Consider the following 16,707-nt stretch of genomic DNA (forward strand, 5'->3'; position numbering starts at 1 on the left):
GGAGTCGAATCCCGACGAGATGGCCCTACCCGTGGACGTGCTGTCAGCGGGGCACACGGCCGAGCGGCGCACGGCGGGCGACGATCTTCCGGTGGCCGATACGCCAGCGGTCACCGTCGCGGACGATCACGTCGTCGTAGACCACGCTGCCGCAGGTGCCGTCGGCCATGATCCCGATGCCCTTCGACCGGGCGTGGACCCGACCGTCGGCCCCCTCGGTGAGCACGACGTTGGTGACGTGGTGGCCGACGGGGTTCGCGTCGCCGAGGGCGACGGCCGCGGATCGGATGGCCGCCACCCCGGCCAGCGTCCCCTGCCCGAAGTCGGCGAGGTCATAGGTCACGTCGCGGGTGAACAGCTCCTCCAACCGGTCGAGCTCTCCGGCGTCAACGAGATGGCCGTACCGGTGTATCAGGTCGGTGACGGCATTCCGGTCCTCAACGGTCAACGTCATCGGTCGGCTCCCACGTCTCTTTGCACCCGGCGTTCGATAAGTGGTGGAGTCCCCACTTATCACTCGACGATAATGGGAGCCACCCCTGGTCCGCAAGGAGCCGCCGTGACGCAAGACCTGCCGCCGCGCACCTCGGGAACGCGCGCGGCCGGGCGACGGCTCCGGTCGGACGCGGCACGCAACGTCGAGTTGCTGGTGACGGCGGCGCGGGCGTTGTTCGACGAACGCGGTACCGAGGTACCCCTCGACGAGATCGCCCGCCGCGCCGGCGTCGGCAACGCCACCCTGTACCGCAACTTCCCGACGAGGGGCGACCTGCTCGTCGCCGTCTACTCCGAAGAGGTCGACGCCCTGTGCGAGCGCGGCGTCGCCCTCCTTGAGACGGCCACTCCAGGCGAGGCCCTGTTCGCGTGGCTGGACCTGTTCGTCGTGCACGCCGCGACCAGGCGCGCCCTCGCCCTGGCCGCGATCTCGCAGGAGCCCGACGAACGGCGCGGGGAACTGGCGAGAGGCTGGCACGCGGCGATGCGCTCGACGGCGGCGGCTCTTCTGGCCCCGGCGCAGGAAGTCGGCGCGGTGCGCCGCGACCTCAGCGCCGCCGACCTGATGGCTCTCGTCAACGCCACCGCTCTGGCCGGCGCCGACTCCGCGGACGCCATCCGGTTGCTGCACATCCTGCGCGGCGGAGTGGACACCCGGCCAGGCGGCCAGCCCTGACCCTTCGTATCCTGCCCCGGTCGCCCCTGGCCTCGCTCCGATTCTCGGCGGCCTGGCAGTGAGCAATGGCAGGCATCCGGATTGCCGACGGCCACGGTCGCCCGTCGAGCTCACCCTGTCAGGCCGCCCAGGGCCTGGAGGGTGCGATGGCGCTCGGCGGCGGTGGTGACCCCCGTGGGATTGGCGATGAAGCGGGTGGCGCCGGCGGCGGCGAGGCGGCGGAGCTGCGCTTCGAGGTGTCGCTCGTCGCCGATGATCGCGACCTCGGCGGGGTTGGCGGCGCCTTCGTGGTCGAGCATGGCCCGGTAGGAGGGCAGCTCGGCATAGCAGGCGAGATGGGCGGCGGCGCGCCGGCGGGCCTCCTCGGGGTGGTCGGTGACGCAGACCGGCAGGCTGACCGCGACCTGCGGCGCCCCTGCGGCAGCGGCGGCCGTGATGGCGGGCACGATGTGGTGCTCGATCGTCCGGGGCCCGGCCATCCAGGTCATTGCTCCGTCGGCGAGTTCGCCGGCGACGCGCAACATGGCCGTGCCGAGTGCGGCGACAAGGACGACGGGCGGGGTGCTCCCTGCGACGTGACCGGAGAATCCGCTGGTGTCGGCGGTAATCATGTCTCCCTCGAAGGCGACCGTGCCGTCGCGCAGCAGCGGCTGCAGGGCGCGGAGGTACTCCCGCATGTACGTTGCGGGGCCGTCGAGATCGATCCCGAAGCGCCGCGCGACCTGCCGCCGGTGCAGCACGCCGAGGCCGAGGGTGAGCCGACCAGCACTTGCCGCCTGAACGGTCTGCGCCTGGCTGGACATGGTGATCGGATGCCGGCTGTGGGTGACGGTGACGGCGGTGCCGAGCCCGATCCCGGGCACATGGACGGCCAGCACGGCGAGGGCGGTGAGCGCGTCGAGGTCGTACAACTGGCCCAGCCAGACCGAGCCGATGCCGGCCGCCGCGGCGTCTCTGGCCTGGGCGACCAACACGTCGATGGCGTTCGACGCCTCGGGTCCGGGTGGCGCGAGGACGAGCCCGATCGGGATCATGTCGCCCACGCTAATCACGTCACCCCGAACTATCGAAACCACTTTGGGCGAAATCCGGATGCCCGTCGCCTCCGTCCGCCGCCGGATGCCCATCGTCTCCGTCCGCCGCCGGACGCCCACCGCCCACCGCCCACCGCCGCAGGAGGTCGCCGCTCCTGGTCAGGATCAGCGCGATTCCGACGACGGCGTGCGCCGGCCGACGCTGCCCGTCCCGGGAGGAGGCGGCTGTTCCAGCAGGCCGACCTTTACCCGCCACCGTTCACCTCGGCGACGCCGGCACCACACCTCGTCGATCGTCATGCTCAGCCGTTGACCGGACTTCCAGTGGACACGTTCCCTCTCCGGGCCCACTCCCCAGAGATCCCATCCCGGAAGCACCCGATGGATCGCCTGCTGGTCCCGGCGCAACATCAGGACACGGCGTTCCTCGCGATCCCGCGACTCACCGGCCGCACCAGAGGACAACGGCGCCAGCCACCACGGCACCGAAAGACCGGCGAATCTGTCGGTGACCTCGGCGGTCGCCAAGGGCTCCCAGCCGGGATACTCGCGACGACGCCGGAAGAACGTCCAGACGGCGACGCCAGGCATCCCGAGACCAAGCACAGTCACACCCACGGGAAGTTCCCAGTACCACCGACTTCCGCGCTGACGCGCCCGGTTCGGGTCACGCTCGTCGTACTCCACCGTCAGGCGTTCCCCGACCCGCAGGTCCTTGCCGTCGGTGGTGATCTTTGCGACAGTCGGCACGCCGGTGCGCGTGATGAAACGGGCTGTCGGCTGCTCATGTGGGCCGCCGGCGTCCAGCACCTCGGCGGTGGCCCTGATCCCATGTTCCGTGAACGCGACGTTCACGGAGAAAAGATATCCCGCGCAGGCGAGGCAGAACATTCCGGCCGCCAGCATCTTCCAGACGAGGCCGACCCCGACCCAGAAAGGACCGATTTCCATCTTGTCCATCAGGGCCTGACGATAACAGAAACCGCCGTTCGGCCATCGAAATGGCGTCGATCAGTGATGGATGATCGGTCTGGTCGAGAGGAAGTCGCGAGGATGGGCGGACGCGCCCGCGCGACCCCACGGCCCCCGGCGCTCCCGGATCAGGGTGAAGCTACCTTGGCGGCGGCCTTCATCGCCTTCTTGTAGTCGCGGACCTTGACCCGGGAATCGGGGCTCACGATGTCGGCCACGGAACGGTAGCTGCCGTCCTCACCAAACGGCTCGCATGCCTCCCGCCAGCCGGGTGGGGTGACGCCGAGTTGCTTGCCAAGCAGCGCCACGAAGATCTTGGCCTTCTGCGTGCCGAAACCGGGCAGCGCCGCGACCTGCTTCAACAGCTGCCGGCCGTCGGCGGCGGTCGTCCACACCCCAGCAGCGTCACCGCCGTAGCTGTCAAGCACGATCTGGCACAGCTTCTGCGTCCGCTGCGCCATCGCCGCCGGGAACCGGTGCAGCGCAGGCTGGACCGAGAAGACCCCCGCCAGCTCATCCGGGTCCATCGCCGCCAAGTCGGCCGCGTCCAGCCCATGCCCAAGCCGACGCGTCAGCTCCAACGGCGCCGCGAACGCCCGCTCCAGCGGGATCTGCTGGTCCAGCACCATCCCGATCAGCAGCGCAAGCGGGTCGTCGGTCAGCAGCTCGTCCGCCTCGTCGATCTGGCTCAGGTGCAGTCCCACGGCATCACCGTAGCCGACCGCATCGCGGCGGCCGGAAAGCCGCCGGTCAGACTGCCGCGATCACAGATGATCATTCGTCATCCTCTGCCCGTCTTTCATTCACTGTGTTAGTGTCACTCGCTGACATACACGCATCGAGTGACAAAGGGGGTCGGGATGGATCGGAGGTGGTTGGCGCTGGCCGGCGTCGCGGTGGCCGTCTTCGCCGTCGGCGTGGACGGGACGGTGCTGGCGGTGGCGCTGCCGACGCTTGCGCCGAAGCTGCATGCCTCGGCCACGGATCTGGTGTGGTTCTCCTCGGCGTATCTGCTGACCTGGGCCGCGGCGATGCTGCCGCTGGGGTCGCTGGGCGACCGGTACGGGCGGCGCCGGGTGATGACCGCCTCCCTCGCCGCCTTTGGTGCCGCCTCGGCCTGGGCCGCTTGGTCGGATTCGGCGGGCATGTTCATCGCCGCACGCGCAGTGGGTGGAATCGCCGGGGCCGGCATCGTGGTGATGGCCATGTCGGCGGTCACGGTGATGTTCGCCGAGGACGAGCGTTCCCGGGCGGTTGGCGTGTGGGCGGCCGTGAACTTCCTGGCCCTGCCGACCGGACCGATCCTGGGCGGCTGGCTGCTCGACCGGTTCTGGTGGGGCTGGGTCTTCCTCATCAACGTGCCGGTCGTGGTCATCGCGCTGGTCGCGGTGGTGGCGCTCGTGCCAGAGTCCCGGGGGTCACACCGGGGCCGGCTCGATCTCGTGGGGATGACTCTGTTCGGTGCCGGACTGGCCGGGCTGGTCTACGGGTTCGCCGAGGCGGGCACCCGTGGTTGGGGTTCGGCGGTCGTAATCTCCGCGCTGCTGGCCGGCGCCCTACTGCTGATCGTTTTCGCGCTCTGGCAACGTCGCCTCGGCCGTGACCTGCCCGCGACGCCGATGTCGAATCGGGCGCGGGAACCGCTGGTCGACGTCGGCCTGTTCCGCATCCCCGCCTACGTCTGGGGCACGGTCCTGGCCTTCCTGTGCTCGCTGGTGATGATCGGGGTGGTATTCACCCTGCCGCAGTATTTCCAGGCCGTGCTCGGCGTGGACACCATCGGCTCCGGCCTACGCCTCCTCCCGCTGCTCGGCGGGCTCGCCGTCGGCGCGATCGGTGCCGAACCACTCACGAAGGCGATCGGCGCGAAGGTGGTACTCGTCGGCGGCTTCGCCGTGCTGGGCGCCGGCCTGATACTCGGGTCCGAGACGAGCACCGGCAGCGGTTTCGGGTTCGTCTCCGTCTGGACCTTGATCACCGGCGCCGGGATCGGTGCGGTCCTCGCCACGGCCACCGCCGCCGCGCTCGGGCGCATCCCCGTCGCCCGGGCCGGTGTCGCCTCGGCCCTCATCCAGGCGTTGCAGGATGCCGGTAGCCCGTTCGGTGCCGCGGTACTCGGCACCGCCGCACTCGCCAGCTACCGTGCCAACCTCGATATCACCCTGGCGATGACCGGACTCACCCCGGCCCAGGCCGGTGTCGCGCGCGGCGGGGTCTTCGACGGCACCGCGCTGGCCCACCAGCTCCACTCACCAGCCCTGCTTGCCGACGTCCGCTCGGCGTTCGTCGACGGCATCGACACCGCCTTGCTCGTCTGCGGCGGGATAGCGTTCACCGGGGCGCTTCTGGCGCTGACGCTGTTCCCACGCCGAGCAACCATCGCCTTGCCAGACACGACCGACGCCGGCGATGAAGGCGACGCTGTTGAAACCGACAGCATTGCCGCGGGCGCCTCGCGGCCGTCGCCTGTCAGCCAGGCGGGTGGCGAGGCAATGATCGACACAGCACGCACTGACACCGTTGTCGGAGGGAGCGAGTAATTGTCGCCGGAGCGGCCATCGTGGAGTCAGACGCAGACCATCGCGCTCAAGCAGGCGATCCAGTCGACCGCGCTGCGGTTGTTCACCGAACGGGGGTACGCCGAGACTACGGTCAGCATGATCGCCGAAGAGGTTGGCGTGGCTACGCGGACCTGCTTCCGCCACTTCCCGACCAAGCCCGACATGGTCCTGTGGGACGCCGCCGACTACGACATGTTGGCCCACTTCCGCGCCCGCCCGGCAGGCGAGGGCGTCATCACGGCCTTCCGCGAGGCGCTGCGCGCCGGCTACGCCACCCTGAGTCCCGAGCAGCGCGCCCTGGAGCAGCACCGCACCGAGCTCATGGCCGCGATACCCGAAGTACGCGCGGCGCACCTGGACCACCTCACGTCCGCCGCGCACGACTTCACTCTGGCCGTGGCAGAACGTGCCGGGCGCAGCGCGGACGACCCTGACATCGTCGCGGTCAGCGGCGCCATCATCGGCATCATGATGATCACCCAACTCGACCTGTCCAGGCGACCCTCGCCGTCCTCGCCGGATCGGGACCCGGCCGCCGCGGTCGACGACGCCCTGGCCCGGCTGCAACAAGGATTCGGCACACTCTGACCAGACCTGCAGCAGCGGAACCACCAGCAGCAAGACGAGACGCCCGACTTTGTTCCTTGTTTATCCGATTTGCTGGTCCAGAACCATCCCGATCAACAACGCCAACGGATCGTTCGTCAGCAGCTCGTCCGCCTCAGCGATCTGGCTCAGGTGCGGTCCCACGCCATCACCGTAGCCGACTGCGTTGGCCGGCCGCCGTGGCCGGCGGTCAGACTGCGGTGTAGTCGGTGTAGTCCCGGCAGGCTTCGTAGTCGCCGGTGTCCAGGTAGCGGCACCACGGAAGCTGCGAGTCGGGGAAGCGGAGTCGGCCCGCGCCCTTCCAGCTCGCGATCTCCACCTGAACACCGAGATCGCGAACGGTCCAAGCGCGGGCACAAGATTCGTGTCGCGGCTGAACAGGACACCGACCTTGTACGCGCCCTCGCAGGCAAGACGCACGAAATCCACGGCAAGCGCGACGTCGATGCCCTTCTCCTGCGCATCGGATTTCATCTGAGGATAGGCGTCCCGACGCAACAAGTCCCGCCCCAACCGCACGATGCACCTGCACGGCTCACTCGACCGTCCATTCGGCTGGTCGATGGAGGCGTGGCATCGCCGGGACCGAGCGCGTCGCGGCGGCAGGCAAGCAGCTCGGGCGGTGCGGCGGTCGAACCGCGCAAGCAGGTCCATGCGAACCACCCGGGCAGGAGTGGCTGACCGCCGGTGCGCAGCCAGACGCGTTCCGGCCTGCCGCTGGTTCTGCTATCAGATCTTGCTAGCATGTTGTGCATGACTCGGACGATCACGCTTCGGCTTTCGAACGAGGCCTACGAGGCGGTCAAGCGGTATGCCGAGGCCGAGGACACGTCGATGAACGCCTGGGTCGAGGGCGTGCTCGACGCCGAGGACATGCGCCGACGCTGCGCCGCCCACGCCACCTGGGTGCGAGCGAACCCGGCGGTCGCCCACGCGGCCCTCGCCTTCGGTGAGGCCAACCAGCAGGCGCTTAGGACAGCCGGGCTGCCCAACCTGGCGGGCACCGCAGAATGAGATCGCCGCGGCGCGGCGAGATCTGGACCACCCGCACCGGACCGGCCCCCCAGGCGGTGCTGGTCATCAGCTCCACGGTCTACAACGAGATCGCCGACGAGCCGACCGTACTGGTCGCGCTGGTCGTGGAACATGCCACCGACGAGGGATTCTGTGTCAGGCTCGGCGAGGGTCAGTGGGCCGTGATGGGCCTGATCACGTTTGTAGCCAAGGCCACTCTAGACAAGTGCCTGCGCCAGGTCGACATCCAGACGCTCACCAACGCCAACACCATGCTTTTCAAGATCCTGGCCACGCCCGAACGCTGACGTCTCACTCGTCCTTTCCGAATATCCGCTATCCGCTGGTCCAGGACCATACCGATCAACAGCGCCAACGGATCGTTCGTCAGCAGCTCGTCCGCCTCGTCGATCTGGCTCAGGTCAAGTGCCACGCGAACACCGTATCCAGCCTGGAGCGGCGGACGCCCCGCCGCTGGTCTCCCCGCCGACCCGCGTTCCCCGTCGCTCATCGCGCCGGCGCAGCCGCCGCCGGACAGCAGGATTGACGCGTGCCCGGCGGGTCCAGAGAGACCCGCCGGGCACATGGACCCGCCGTCAGCACACCGTCAGCACGCCGCCGGCAGGGCAGCGAGCAGTGCCATCGGGTCCGCGAAATACACCTCGCTAGTGCGTAGACGACCGTCCGCGACCGTGAACAGCTCCACGGTCGGCATCACCACCCCATTTCCCGTTGCCCGATCGGTGAAGGTGACGGTAGCCCTCAGCGCGAGATGATCGCCGTCCCGGACAATCCATTCGGTCCGGAAGTCGAGTGCGAACGTCGCTGCGATGGTGGTCATCAGCGTGACGTAGGAGTCGATGCCAACGTGCGTCCCACCCCAAGGCAGCGACCGGGGTTCAATGATGGTGAAGTCCGGGTGCAGGATGTCGGGCAGCTCCTCCCACTTCCCACTCCCCGCGGCCGCGAGCAGGCGGTGGATCAACTCGCCGTCGCCGGTAGGGGCCGTGGTCACCGGGCCGGTGGCGGCCATCGCTCAGCCCGCGAGCATGCGCTCGAGGCCCACCGGATCGGCGAGGTACACCGAACTCGCACCGGCGGAGGCGTCGTCTGGCCAGATGACCGCCTGTCCGGCGGCGACGCCGGCGACGATCCGCTCGGCGACGACCTCCGGGGCGGCCTTGTCGGCGTCGACCCCGGCAAGCATGTCGGTGTCGATACCGCCGGGATAGGCACCGAGGACCTCGATGCCCTTGTCACGCAACTCCGCCCGCAAGGACTGAGTGACCGAATGCGCCGCGGCCTTTGATGCGCAGTACCCCGCCATTCCCACCACCGGCGCCAACGCGATCAGGGTGAGTACGTTGACGATCGCGCCCGGGGCGTTCGCCGTCAGGACCGGGACGAAGGCCCGGCTCACCCGCAGCAGGCCAATCTGGTTCGTCAGCATGTCGCGCTGGAACAGGTCCAGATCACCTTCGAGGGCACTGCCGAACCCGAGCACACCGGCATTGTTGACCAGCAGGGTGACATCGTTCGCCGCCTTGGCCGCGGCGTCCACGCTCGCCTGGTCGGTGACATCCAGTGCGAGGACGCTCACTCGCGGGTCGGCGCTCACCGTCGAGGCGACGCCATGGGGATCCCGGGCCGTGACGTAGACCTTGCCGGCACCGGCGTCGAGGAGATTGTCCACGAGGCGGGCGCCAAGACCCCGATTTCCACCGGTCACCAGAGCGATGCTGCCGTTGACATTCATGGTTCGCCTTCCGGTTGACGCGTTCAGTAGATCAACCGTATGACGCACATGTGCGAAAATCGATGCCGAATAGTCTCAGAATCTTGTCTGTTCGTCTCAGCTACCGACCCGTTGTATGTTCATCGGTAAGCTGCGGCCATGGATCTGCTTGCCGACGTGCTGAGCGTCGCCGGCGTGCGCGGAACCGTAGCGGCGACGGTCCATGCCGGCGATCCGTGGGGGCTACAGCTGTTCCGGATCTCCGCGGCGGCCTTCCACGCCGTGACCGCCGGCACCGCCTGGCTACGCCTGCCCGGCCAGCCCCCGGTGCGACTCATGCCCGGCGACGTCGTCCTCCTGCCCACCGGGTCCGCGCACGGACTGGCCGGAGATCCGGACGGCCCGCTGGAACCGTTCGATCACGCCGCGTCGAAACGGGCGCTCGCCACAGACGGCCGGCTCGACGTCGGGCCCCCGCCAGCGCGGACCAGTATCCTGTGCGCCTCCTACCGGCACGATCCCGCGGTCAGCACCCCGCTTTTCACCGTGCTGCCCGAGTTGGTTCACGTCCCCGCCGGGGCGGCCGGGGCTGGTCCGCTCGCCGATACCGTCCGACTGCTCTCGGGCGAGCTCGCCGAACCCGGTCCGGCCACCACCACACTGCTCGACCGACTCGTTGACGTGCTGCTCATCCAGGTTCTCCGGGTCTGGCTGCGGACCGAGCCCACGGCGCCGGCAGGCTCCTGGCTGCGGGCGTTGAACGATCCCACGGTCAGCGCGGCCCTCACCGCGCTGCACGCCGACCCCGGTCGCGCTTGGACGCTGAACGCCCTCGCCGACCACGTCGCCGTCTCCCGCGCCACCCTCGCGCGCCGCTTTCCCACCCTCGTCGGTGAAACCCCGGCCGCCTACCTCACCCGATGGCGCATGGACCTGGCCGCCCGGCGGCTGCGTGACACGGACGACCAGATCGACGTCATCGCCCGCGCCGTCGGTTACACCTCCGAGTACGCGTTCTCCCGCGCCTTCTCACGCCACCGGGCGATTCCGCCAGGGCGCTACCGCAGCCAAAGCCGTACCCACCACAGCTCCGCGACCCGTGGGGAGCATCAACGCTGATCTGTCTACCCGCCGTTCCTTGTTTGTCCGATTTGGACAACCTCCGGACCTGAGACTCTGGGCAGCGCGGTTATCACGCTGACAGGCGGATGTCAACGGGCGCGACGATCGGCCCGTCAGCAGAGACCGAGGGAACCGGTTCGTCCTCGAAGTACAGTTCCAGCGCCTCACGTAGGTTCGCCAGCGACTCCTCCACGCTCGGTCCCTGACTGGCCACTTCGACTTCGAGGGCCCGCGCCACGTACCAGTCGCCTTCGTGCGTGACGACCGCGGTCAGCCGGACAGCTCGCTCCATGGAGATCATTCTAGTCACGCCGAGCGTGCATCGCACGCGTACGTGCCCGCGACGCGCCCATCCCAGCCGCCGCCACGTTTCGTTATCGGCGACGTACGGATCGGGAGGCGCGGCCCAGATCCGCTCCTTGTTTATCCGATTTGCTGGTCCAGCATCATCCCGATCAGCAGTGCCAACGGGCGGCTCCTGGGCGATCACCATGGTTGCGTAGTGCCGCGCCGACGACAGGGGCAGCCAGACGAAGGCGAGGTCGCAGGAGCCGTCGGCGAGTCCGGCCGTCGGATCATCCCACTGGACCTGCCGCAACTCGAAGTCCGCCGCCGGCTGCCGGGACCGGAACCGCGACCGCAGCGCCGGGAGCAGCCCACGTCGAGCCGGGGGCGTTCCGCACCGGCCTGTTCGACCCGACGCGCCGGACGTTCAGCACCGACCAGGGCGTCTACGCCGACACCGTCGGCGGCACCCGGGCGATGGTCGCCGGTGGCGACGGCGGCCAGGCGGGCGACCCGGCGAAGCTGGCCCGGCTGGCCGTCGAGGTGCTGGGCTCCGGCCGGGTCCCGCTGCGGCTACCGGTCGGCGCCGACGGGGTCGACGCCGTGCTCAGCCATCTCGACGCGGTGCGCACCGACATCAACGCCTGGGAGAAGCCGGCACGGGACACCGCGTTCGACCCCGCGCCCGCGCCCGCGCCGACGCCCTGACTCGCTCGGCCAGGGCGAGGAGGGCCCGGGCTGAGGCGAGCAGGTACCGACTTCGCAGCATTGATGGGCTGACCATTGTCGCTGCCGGTGAGCCGTCAGGCTGCCGGCCCTCCCACTGGCAGGCGCCGCCGCGGGTACAACCCACGGCGGCGCCGTAGCGGACCGGTACGCACGGCGATCAACTGATTACCAGTGCCGGGCATGCCCGGACCACCGCGATGCCTCGGCTCGGGCTGCCCAGCCGGAAGCGGACCCGGTTGTACAGGACGGTCCCCGACACGGCGCGGCCCCTGACCATCGGCTCGCCGGGCAGAAGCGTTGGTGGCCGACACTGTGTGCGTGTACCGGGAGGATGCCAAGGCGGCGTACCAGCGTCTACGCGCAGCGCACCTGAGCGCTGTGCAGGCCACGCTCGAGGATCATGTGGCGCGGCTGGCGTGGCCGCGCCAGCGAATCGATCGCTACCGCACCGAACGACTCCGGTCGTTGCTGGGGTTCGCGCGCGAGCGCTCGCCGTTCCACGCGGCCCGGATGGCCCACATCGACCCGGCCACGGCGACGGTCGAGGATCTCGCACGGCTGCCAGCCATGGTCAAGCAGGATATCCAGAACGAATGGGACAGGATTGTCACCACCCCCGATATCGACCGTGCGGGCGCCGAGCGGGTGCTGGCCCAGCAGGGCTGGTTCTCCTACACGCCCGCGGGACTCCAGGTATTCAGCTCGGGCGGCTCAAGCGGTGTGCGCGGCGTCTACGTTTGGGGCTGGGAGCAGTTCGTCACGCTCGCCTGTCTCGCCTGGCGATGGCAGGCGCGTGACGAGCGCGCTTCCGGCTCGGCCGGCCGCCCGGTGCGACTGGCCGTGATAGAGGCCGGTGAGCCGCCACACGCCAGCACGCCGTTGTTCGACGTCGCGACCGGGCCGTCGATGCAGACCGTCGTGATCCCGGCGGCGGCGCCGTTCGATCAGGTGCTGCGCGCGGTGGCGGACGCGCGGCCGACCCATCTCGTGGGCTACGCCTCGGTGATCGGCCGCCTCGCCCGGGCCGCGATCGTGGGAGAACTCGATATCCGGCCGGTGCGGGTGAGCACCAACTCCGAGCCGCTCAGCGCACAGGACCGCCACGCGATCGACACTGCCTGGAGCGCGCCCGTCCACAACCTGTGGGGCTCGACCGAGATCGGCGTCCAGGCGGTCGGCTGCGGCCACGGCGACGGCCTTCACATCTGCGCGGACGAGGTGATCCTCGAGCGGGTCGATGCGGCCGGGCGGCCAGTCGCCCCCGACGAGCCGGCGGCGCGCACGCTCGCGACCGGGCTCGCCGGGCGCACGTTCCCGTTTGTTCGCTATGACCTCGGTGACGAGATCACGCTGCTGCCCGGCCGCTGCGCGTGTGGCAGTTCGATGCCGCGCGTCGCCGACATCGTCGGTCGGCGTGACGACGACTTCCGCTACGGGCGGCGAACGGTCCCGGCGAGCGCGTTCCGGCACGTGCTGGGTACCGACCCGCTGATCTCGGAGTATCAGGTGCGTCAGACCGCGAGCGGGGCGGACGTGCTCGTGGTCGGGTCACCCGACGCCGCCGCGGTAGCCGCGGCACTCACCTCTTCGCTACGGCCGTATGGACTTACGAATCCTGACATCAGTGTCAGCGTCGTCGAGCAGCTCCCCCGGCACGCCTCGACCGGCAAGCTCAAGCGCTTCATCGCGCTGAGCGACTAGCCCCTGTACGTGCGCGACACGACTGTCATGTGACCATCGGGGTAGATGGGGATGTGGCGAGGATACGCTGGGGAAAGATGGCGGCGCCGCCGATGTGGATATCGAGGCGTGGGAAGCGAGCCCGGAAGGGCTTTTCTCCCGTGTCGCGGAATGTTTCCGTAACGACGAGTAAACCGCCCTGTCCGCTGGGAGAACGGTCAGCGCAACCCACCTGACCAGCGAAGCGGGACGCCGGGCGCGACCGCACCCCGCGGACTCCTGTGGGCTGGTTCAGATCGCGAAGCACTCTGAACTGCAAAACCGCGGTTCAGCCGGCGGAAACCTTGGCTGCCGCCTTCATCGCCCTTTTGTAGTCGCGGACCTTGACCCGGGACTCGGGGCTGGTGATGTCGGCGATGGACCGGTAGCTGTCGTCCTCACCAAACGGCTCGCAGGCCTCCCGCCAGCCGGGCGGTGTGACCCCGAGCTGCTTGCCGAGCAGCGCCACGAAGATCTTGGCCTTCTGCACGCCGAAGCCGGGCAGGGCAGAAACCTGCTTCAACAGCTGTCGGCCGTCGGCGGCAGTGGTCCACACCCGAGCGGCATCGCCGTCGTACTGGTCGAGGACGATCTGGCAGAGTTTCTGGCTCCGCTGCGCCATCGCCGCCGGGAAGCGATGCAACGCGGGCTGGATCGAGAAGACCCCGGCCAGCTCGTCCGGATCCGTCCCCGCAAGATCCGCGGCATCCAACGAACGACCAAGACGCCGCGACAGCTCCAGCGGAGCCGCGAACGCCCGCTCCAGCGGAATCTGCTGGTCCAGCACCATCCCGATCAGCAGCGCCAACGGGTCGTTCGTCAGCAGCTCGTCCGCCTCGGCGATCTGGCTCAGATGCAGTCCCACGGCACAACCGTAGCCGACTGCGTCGGGCGGCCATGGGGACGTCTGTCGCATCGCCGTGCAGTCAGGCGTAGTCCTGCATGGCCGGCGATGGCCCCCCTGGGGAACGTCGTCACGGAATGATGATGATTTTGCCGCGAATTCGATTGGCCTCGGCGTCGCGGTGCACTGAGGCGAGGTCGGCGAGCGGGCGGGTAGCGGCGATGTCGACACGGACGGCGCCTGCGTCGACGAGCTTGGCCAGTGCGGCGAGTTGGCTTGCGTCGTTTTGCGCCACGAAGCGCGTGGCCGTCACGGGGACGCCGGCCGGTGGCTCGACCGGGGTGGTGACGGAAACGAGAACACCGCCGCGCCGGACCAGCGGCACCAGGGTGGCGGTCTGTGGCGGGCTCAGAGCGACGAGGTTGAGGACCACGTCGACCGGCCGATCAAGCCCATCGGCAATGGAGCGGGCGGTGTAGTCGATGATCTGGTCGGCGCCGAGCTGATGGACCGCCGTGGTGCTACGCGGACTGGCTGTGGCGATGACGTGTGCTCCGGCGCGCTTGGCCAGATGGATGGCAAACCCGCCGATGCCACCGCCGGCACCGTTGATGAGCACCCGCTTCCCAGGTGCGACGCGGCCGTGCTCGATCACCGCCTGCCAGGCGGTGATACCAGCGACGGGAAGGGCGGCCGCGTGCCCGGTCCGGTTGAGGTGCGGGTCGCGTTAACGATTTCCCGCAGCTCGTGGCGGCCCTTGGTGCCCAACGCCGACGGGTGGCGCGCCTTCCACACCTCCAGCACCGGGCGGATCAGGTCCCACTCCTCATCTGACAGGTCACTGAGGTACGGCTTATGCTCGGCCATACCTCCCAGCACAGCGCACCCACGCCAACCCGCAACCCGCGACCCTGACGTCAGGCCCGTGACCAGGGAAGACAGGCATCAATGCACTCCCGTACTCAAGTCACAGAAGCTACCAGAGCGCCCCGCAGGTGACCAAAGGCCCTATAAATAGGACTAATACGGTGTTACGTTTTCTCCATGAAGAAGATCGTCACATTGACGCTCTCGATTATCGCGGCAGCCGTTGCCTTCAGCGCACCCGCCGCACCCGCCTGGGCTGGGCCCTCTTGGGACCACAGGCTTATGTGCCAGCAGACCGACCCGGACGGCCGGGTCATACCGACCCGGCTCGGCAACAGCGAACTCGGCTGGAAGCACTTCTCCGCCAACCACAACATCAGAAATTGTGGGATCGTCAATGCCGCACTCGCCGGCCGAGTGGACGAGAGGAACGGCGACCGGCTGGTATACTGGGGTGACGTTTTTGACGGCCGCCGCCATGTGTCGATCAGAGTCGTTGTCCAATATGCACAACGGACGGCCGACGGAAGGTATGATGCAGGACCTGGCGGTAAGATCGGCGTTATCACCGCTTACTGTGTAGGCATGAACGTGTGCCCCAATTGGATCAATGGATGACATCTACGTATGACGAGCTGGTGGAGCAGCAGGCGGACATCACCCGCCTGCTGCTCCACCATGTTCAGACACCCCTGGTCCAGGATTCACGTGTGGACGCCGTGTGCATCCGGGGAATCCTGCCCGTACCGCCGCCCGCCGAGACCATCCGCCTCGTCACCGGGGACGAGGCCGCTCATACCCCGGACAGTCTGACGGCGTACGAGATCCCCCTCCGCGCGAACGACCACTACCTCACCGCCAGGGACATCCTTGCCTTTCTGCGCACCCTGACCAGCGGCCCCCACTACTTCTCCAGCGACAGCGTCACCACCGTGATGGGCATGCCGCTCGTCCACCTAAACCATACGACCGTGGAGCCGGCTCCCGAGAGCCTCGACGACCATGCCCTGACCATTCTGCGCTGTGTCGCGCAGCCATTCGTCGGGGAACGACCGAACCCCCTCCTGCGCGGCTTCCTGTTCCTCGAACAGGACCTACTGCGTCTCTACCTCGACACCGAGGAAAGGCCCGATGTGCTCGCCGTCGACGTACGGCCCTCTGGCCCCGTCACCGCCCTGATCGCGGCCCTACCGTCCCTGATCACCGAAAAGGAACGCGAGACGGAGCTCGACACCGATCCCCACTGCTCCCGGCGGATTGACCTAACCTCCTGGTAGAACGAATTGCGTCAGCTGGCCCCACCGCAGCACCGCCGCCGGGCAGACCCAGCCCGAGCCGGCGTAGCTCACCGGTCGAGGACGGCGGGGATGGTCACCGCCGTCACGTCAGCCGACCTCAGATCCTACGTTCCAGCGGCCCACAGAGTGAGCCATTCCCAGCAACGATCCGTGACTTTCAGTGACCGTTGCGCGGTGTGAGTGTCCCCGGGGCTGCGACGACGAAGGCGCGGGGCTCCGATGGGAAGGTGTTCCGACCAAAGAGCAACTCCGAAGGAACCCCGCGCCTGCATGAGTTTCACATACACCGCCGAGCTGCCCTCCGCGATCACACCGTCTTCCGCCTGGCGGGTCTTCTCGTCGCGGAGCGTCAGCGCCGTGGTACCCGTAACGGCACCCGCACGCTGTCCACGCTGGAACAGGCCGTCATGGTCCTGCGCTGGTTCTGTGAGGGCACCAGGACCAGTCGGCTCTTCACCGATCACGGGGTGTCCCGGTCGGTGGGCTACCGCCCGATCCCGGCCCAGAGCGGGCATCCGCATGTTGGTGGGGACAACGGAGTCCGGTGACCGCTATCCCTGCCAGACATCACGGCTCGGAGCCTGGGCCTACGACACCATTTCGCCCGTTCTTTCCGATACCCGCTGGTCGAGCACCATCCCGATCAGCAACGCCAGCGGATCGTCGGTCAGCAGCTCGTCTGCCTCGGCGATCTGGCTCAGGTGACGTCCGGCGGTCCGCCCATCGCCGACCACGCCTGCCGGACAGTCG

At 68.7% G+C, this 16,707-nt stretch carries 21 protein-coding genes and 3 pseudogenes; 11 read left to right on the top strand and 13 right to left on the bottom strand.

Translation table 11 applies throughout. The features are described 5' to 3' along the window. Nucleotides 1–43: 43 nt before the first annotated feature. Entirely contained in the window at nt 44–454 is a 411-nt protein-coding gene (locus AC5R91_RS17565; protein WP_495392436.1) for a nuclear transport factor 2 family protein, read from the bottom strand. Between the two features lie 105 nt (nt 455–559). Here AC5R91_RS17565 and AC5R91_RS17570 point away from each other — a divergent pair, with 105 nt between their 5' ends. Next, complete coding sequence (locus AC5R91_RS17570; RefSeq protein WP_495392437.1) at nt 560–1,171, top strand: TetR/AcrR family transcriptional regulator; 612 nt, start codon at nt 560–562, stop codon at nt 1,169–1,171. Between the two features lie 110 nt (nt 1,172–1,281). On the opposite strand, the gene AC5R91_RS17575 is transcribed toward AC5R91_RS17570, so the two are convergent. The 3 genes from AC5R91_RS17575 to AC5R91_RS17585 form a co-directional block, all read right to left on the bottom strand. Beyond that, nucleotides 1,282–2,205: a TIGR03564 family F420-dependent LLM class oxidoreductase gene (locus AC5R91_RS17575; RefSeq protein ID WP_495392438.1), complete on the bottom strand. Its 924-nt coding sequence runs from the start codon at nt 2,203–2,205 to the stop codon at nt 1,282–1,284. Between the two features lie 165 nt (nt 2,206–2,370). Beyond that, the gene (locus tag AC5R91_RS17580) at nt 2,371–3,156 is read right to left on the bottom strand and encodes a DUF3592 domain-containing protein (protein WP_495392439.1); all 786 of its coding nucleotides are present in this window, start codon (nt 3,154–3,156) and stop codon (nt 2,371–2,373) included. Between the two features lie 149 nt (nt 3,157–3,305). Next, entirely contained in the window at nt 3,306–3,881 is a 576-nt protein-coding gene (locus AC5R91_RS17585; RefSeq protein WP_495392440.1) for an HhH-GPD-type base excision DNA repair protein, read from the bottom strand. Nucleotides 3,882–4,037: 156 nt separating this feature from the next. Here AC5R91_RS17585 and AC5R91_RS17590 point away from each other — a divergent pair, with 156 nt between their 5' ends. After that, the gene (locus AC5R91_RS17590; RefSeq protein ID WP_495392441.1) at nt 4,038–5,717 is read left to right on the top strand and encodes an MFS transporter; all 1,680 of its coding nucleotides are present in this window, start codon (nt 4,038–4,040) and stop codon (nt 5,715–5,717) included. Next, nucleotides 5,718–6,326 carry a TetR/AcrR family transcriptional regulator gene (locus AC5R91_RS17595; RefSeq protein ID WP_495392442.1) on the top strand — a complete coding sequence of 203 codons (609 nt, stop codon included), beginning with the start codon at nt 5,718–5,720 and terminating at the stop codon, nt 6,324–6,326. It begins immediately after the preceding gene. Nucleotides 6,327–6,392: 66 nt separating this feature from the next. On the opposite strand, the pseudogene AC5R91_RS17600 reads toward AC5R91_RS17595, so the two are convergent. Next, nucleotides 6,393–6,488 (bottom strand): annotated as a pseudogene (locus tag AC5R91_RS17600) (HhH-GPD-type base excision DNA repair protein); the annotation flags it as partial. Nucleotides 6,489–6,534: 46 nt separating this feature from the next. Then, entirely contained in the window at nt 6,535–6,663 is a 129-nt protein-coding gene (locus tag AC5R91_RS17605) for a hypothetical protein (RefSeq protein ID WP_495392443.1), read from the bottom strand. A gap of 434 nt (nt 6,664–7,097) precedes the next feature. Here AC5R91_RS17605 and AC5R91_RS17610 point away from each other — a divergent pair, with 434 nt between their 5' ends. Together AC5R91_RS17610 and AC5R91_RS17615 are read left to right on the top strand one after the other, a co-directional pair. Then, a complete protein-coding gene (locus AC5R91_RS17610) occupies nt 7,098–7,358 on the top strand; it encodes a toxin-antitoxin system HicB family antitoxin (protein WP_250640560.1) in 261 nt (86 codons plus the stop codon). Then, nucleotides 7,355–7,666 carry a type II toxin-antitoxin system PemK/MazF family toxin gene (locus tag AC5R91_RS17615; RefSeq protein WP_495392444.1) on the top strand — a complete coding sequence of 104 codons (312 nt, stop codon included), beginning with the start codon at nt 7,355–7,357 and terminating at the stop codon, nt 7,664–7,666. The genes AC5R91_RS17610 and AC5R91_RS17615 overlap by 4 nt, the downstream gene beginning before the upstream one ends. Nucleotides 7,667–7,695: 29 nt before the next feature. On the opposite strand, the pseudogene AC5R91_RS17620 reads toward AC5R91_RS17615, so the two are convergent. The 3 genes and pseudogenes from AC5R91_RS17620 to AC5R91_RS17630 form a co-directional block, all read right to left on the bottom strand. Then, nucleotides 7,696–7,791: pseudogene (locus tag AC5R91_RS17620) on the bottom strand (HhH-GPD-type base excision DNA repair protein); the annotation flags it as partial. Nucleotides 7,792–7,965: 174 nt separating this feature from the next. Continuing rightward, nucleotides 7,966–8,373, bottom strand: a complete 408-nt coding sequence (locus tag AC5R91_RS17625; protein ID WP_495392445.1) for a nuclear transport factor 2 family protein — start codon at nt 8,371–8,373, stop codon at nt 7,966–7,968. 21 nt (nt 8,374–8,394) lie between these two features. Further along, nucleotides 8,395–9,114, bottom strand: a complete 720-nt coding sequence (locus tag AC5R91_RS17630) for an SDR family NAD(P)-dependent oxidoreductase (protein WP_495392446.1) — start codon at nt 9,112–9,114, stop codon at nt 8,395–8,397. A 138-nt stretch (nt 9,115–9,252) separates the two neighbouring features. On the opposite strand from AC5R91_RS17630, the gene AC5R91_RS17635 reads away from it, so the two are divergent. Then, nucleotides 9,253–10,212 carry an AraC family transcriptional regulator gene (locus AC5R91_RS17635; protein ID WP_495392447.1) on the top strand — a complete coding sequence of 320 codons (960 nt, stop codon included), beginning with the start codon at nt 9,253–9,255 and terminating at the stop codon, nt 10,210–10,212. Nucleotides 10,213–10,285: 73 nt separating this feature from the next. Here the strand turns inward: AC5R91_RS17635 and AC5R91_RS17640 are convergent, their stop codons facing one another. Continuing rightward, nucleotides 10,286–10,870 (bottom strand): type II toxin-antitoxin system HicB family antitoxin, encoded by a 585-nt coding sequence (locus tag AC5R91_RS17640; RefSeq protein WP_495397997.1) that lies wholly within the window; start codon nt 10,868–10,870, stop codon nt 10,286–10,288. A gap of 107 nt (nt 10,871–10,977) precedes the next feature. On the opposite strand from AC5R91_RS17640, the gene AC5R91_RS17645 reads away from it, so the two are divergent. Both AC5R91_RS17645 and AC5R91_RS17650 read left to right on the top strand, forming a co-directional pair. Continuing rightward, nucleotides 10,978–11,208, top strand: a complete 231-nt coding sequence (locus AC5R91_RS17645; protein ID WP_495392448.1) for a hypothetical protein — start codon at nt 10,978–10,980, stop codon at nt 11,206–11,208. Between the two features lie 321 nt (nt 11,209–11,529). Then, nucleotides 11,530–12,930 carry a phenylacetate--CoA ligase family protein gene (locus tag AC5R91_RS17650; RefSeq protein ID WP_495392449.1) on the top strand — a complete coding sequence of 467 codons (1,401 nt, stop codon included), beginning with the start codon at nt 11,530–11,532 and terminating at the stop codon, nt 12,928–12,930. A 307-nt stretch (nt 12,931–13,237) separates the two neighbouring features. Here AC5R91_RS17650 and AC5R91_RS17655 read toward each other — a convergent pair whose 3' ends face one another. Further along, nucleotides 13,238–13,813, bottom strand: a complete 576-nt coding sequence (locus tag AC5R91_RS17655; RefSeq protein ID WP_495392450.1) for an HhH-GPD-type base excision DNA repair protein — start codon at nt 13,811–13,813, stop codon at nt 13,238–13,240. Nucleotides 13,814–13,922: 109 nt separating this feature from the next. After that, complete coding sequence (locus AC5R91_RS17660) at nt 13,923–14,411, bottom strand: zinc-binding dehydrogenase (RefSeq protein WP_495392451.1); 489 nt, start codon at nt 14,409–14,411, stop codon at nt 13,923–13,925. Nucleotides 14,412–14,836: 425 nt separating this feature from the next. Here AC5R91_RS17660 and AC5R91_RS17665 point away from each other — a divergent pair, with 425 nt between their 5' ends. The 3 genes and pseudogenes from AC5R91_RS17665 to AC5R91_RS17675 form a co-directional block, all read left to right on the top strand. Continuing rightward, complete coding sequence (locus AC5R91_RS17665; RefSeq protein WP_495392452.1) at nt 14,837–15,277, top strand: hypothetical protein; 441 nt, start codon at nt 14,837–14,839, stop codon at nt 15,275–15,277. Beyond that, nucleotides 15,274–15,936 (top strand): hypothetical protein, encoded by a 663-nt coding sequence (locus tag AC5R91_RS17670; RefSeq protein WP_495392453.1) that lies wholly within the window; start codon nt 15,274–15,276, stop codon nt 15,934–15,936. Before AC5R91_RS17665 ends, AC5R91_RS17670 begins: the two co-directional genes overlap by 4 nt. 291 nt (nt 15,937–16,227) lie before the next feature. Then, nucleotides 16,228–16,448: pseudogene (locus AC5R91_RS17675) on the top strand (IS5/IS1182 family transposase); the annotation flags it as partial. 96 nt (nt 16,449–16,544) lie between these two features. Here the strand turns inward: AC5R91_RS17675 and AC5R91_RS17680 are convergent. After that, on the bottom strand, nt 16,545–16,691 hold the full coding sequence (locus AC5R91_RS17680) for a hypothetical protein (protein ID WP_495392454.1): 147 nt from the start codon (nt 16,689–16,691) through the stop codon (nt 16,545–16,547). Between the last annotated feature and the right edge of the window lie 16 nt (nt 16,692–16,707).

The organism is Frankia sp. BMG5.60, from assembly GCF_059428125.1.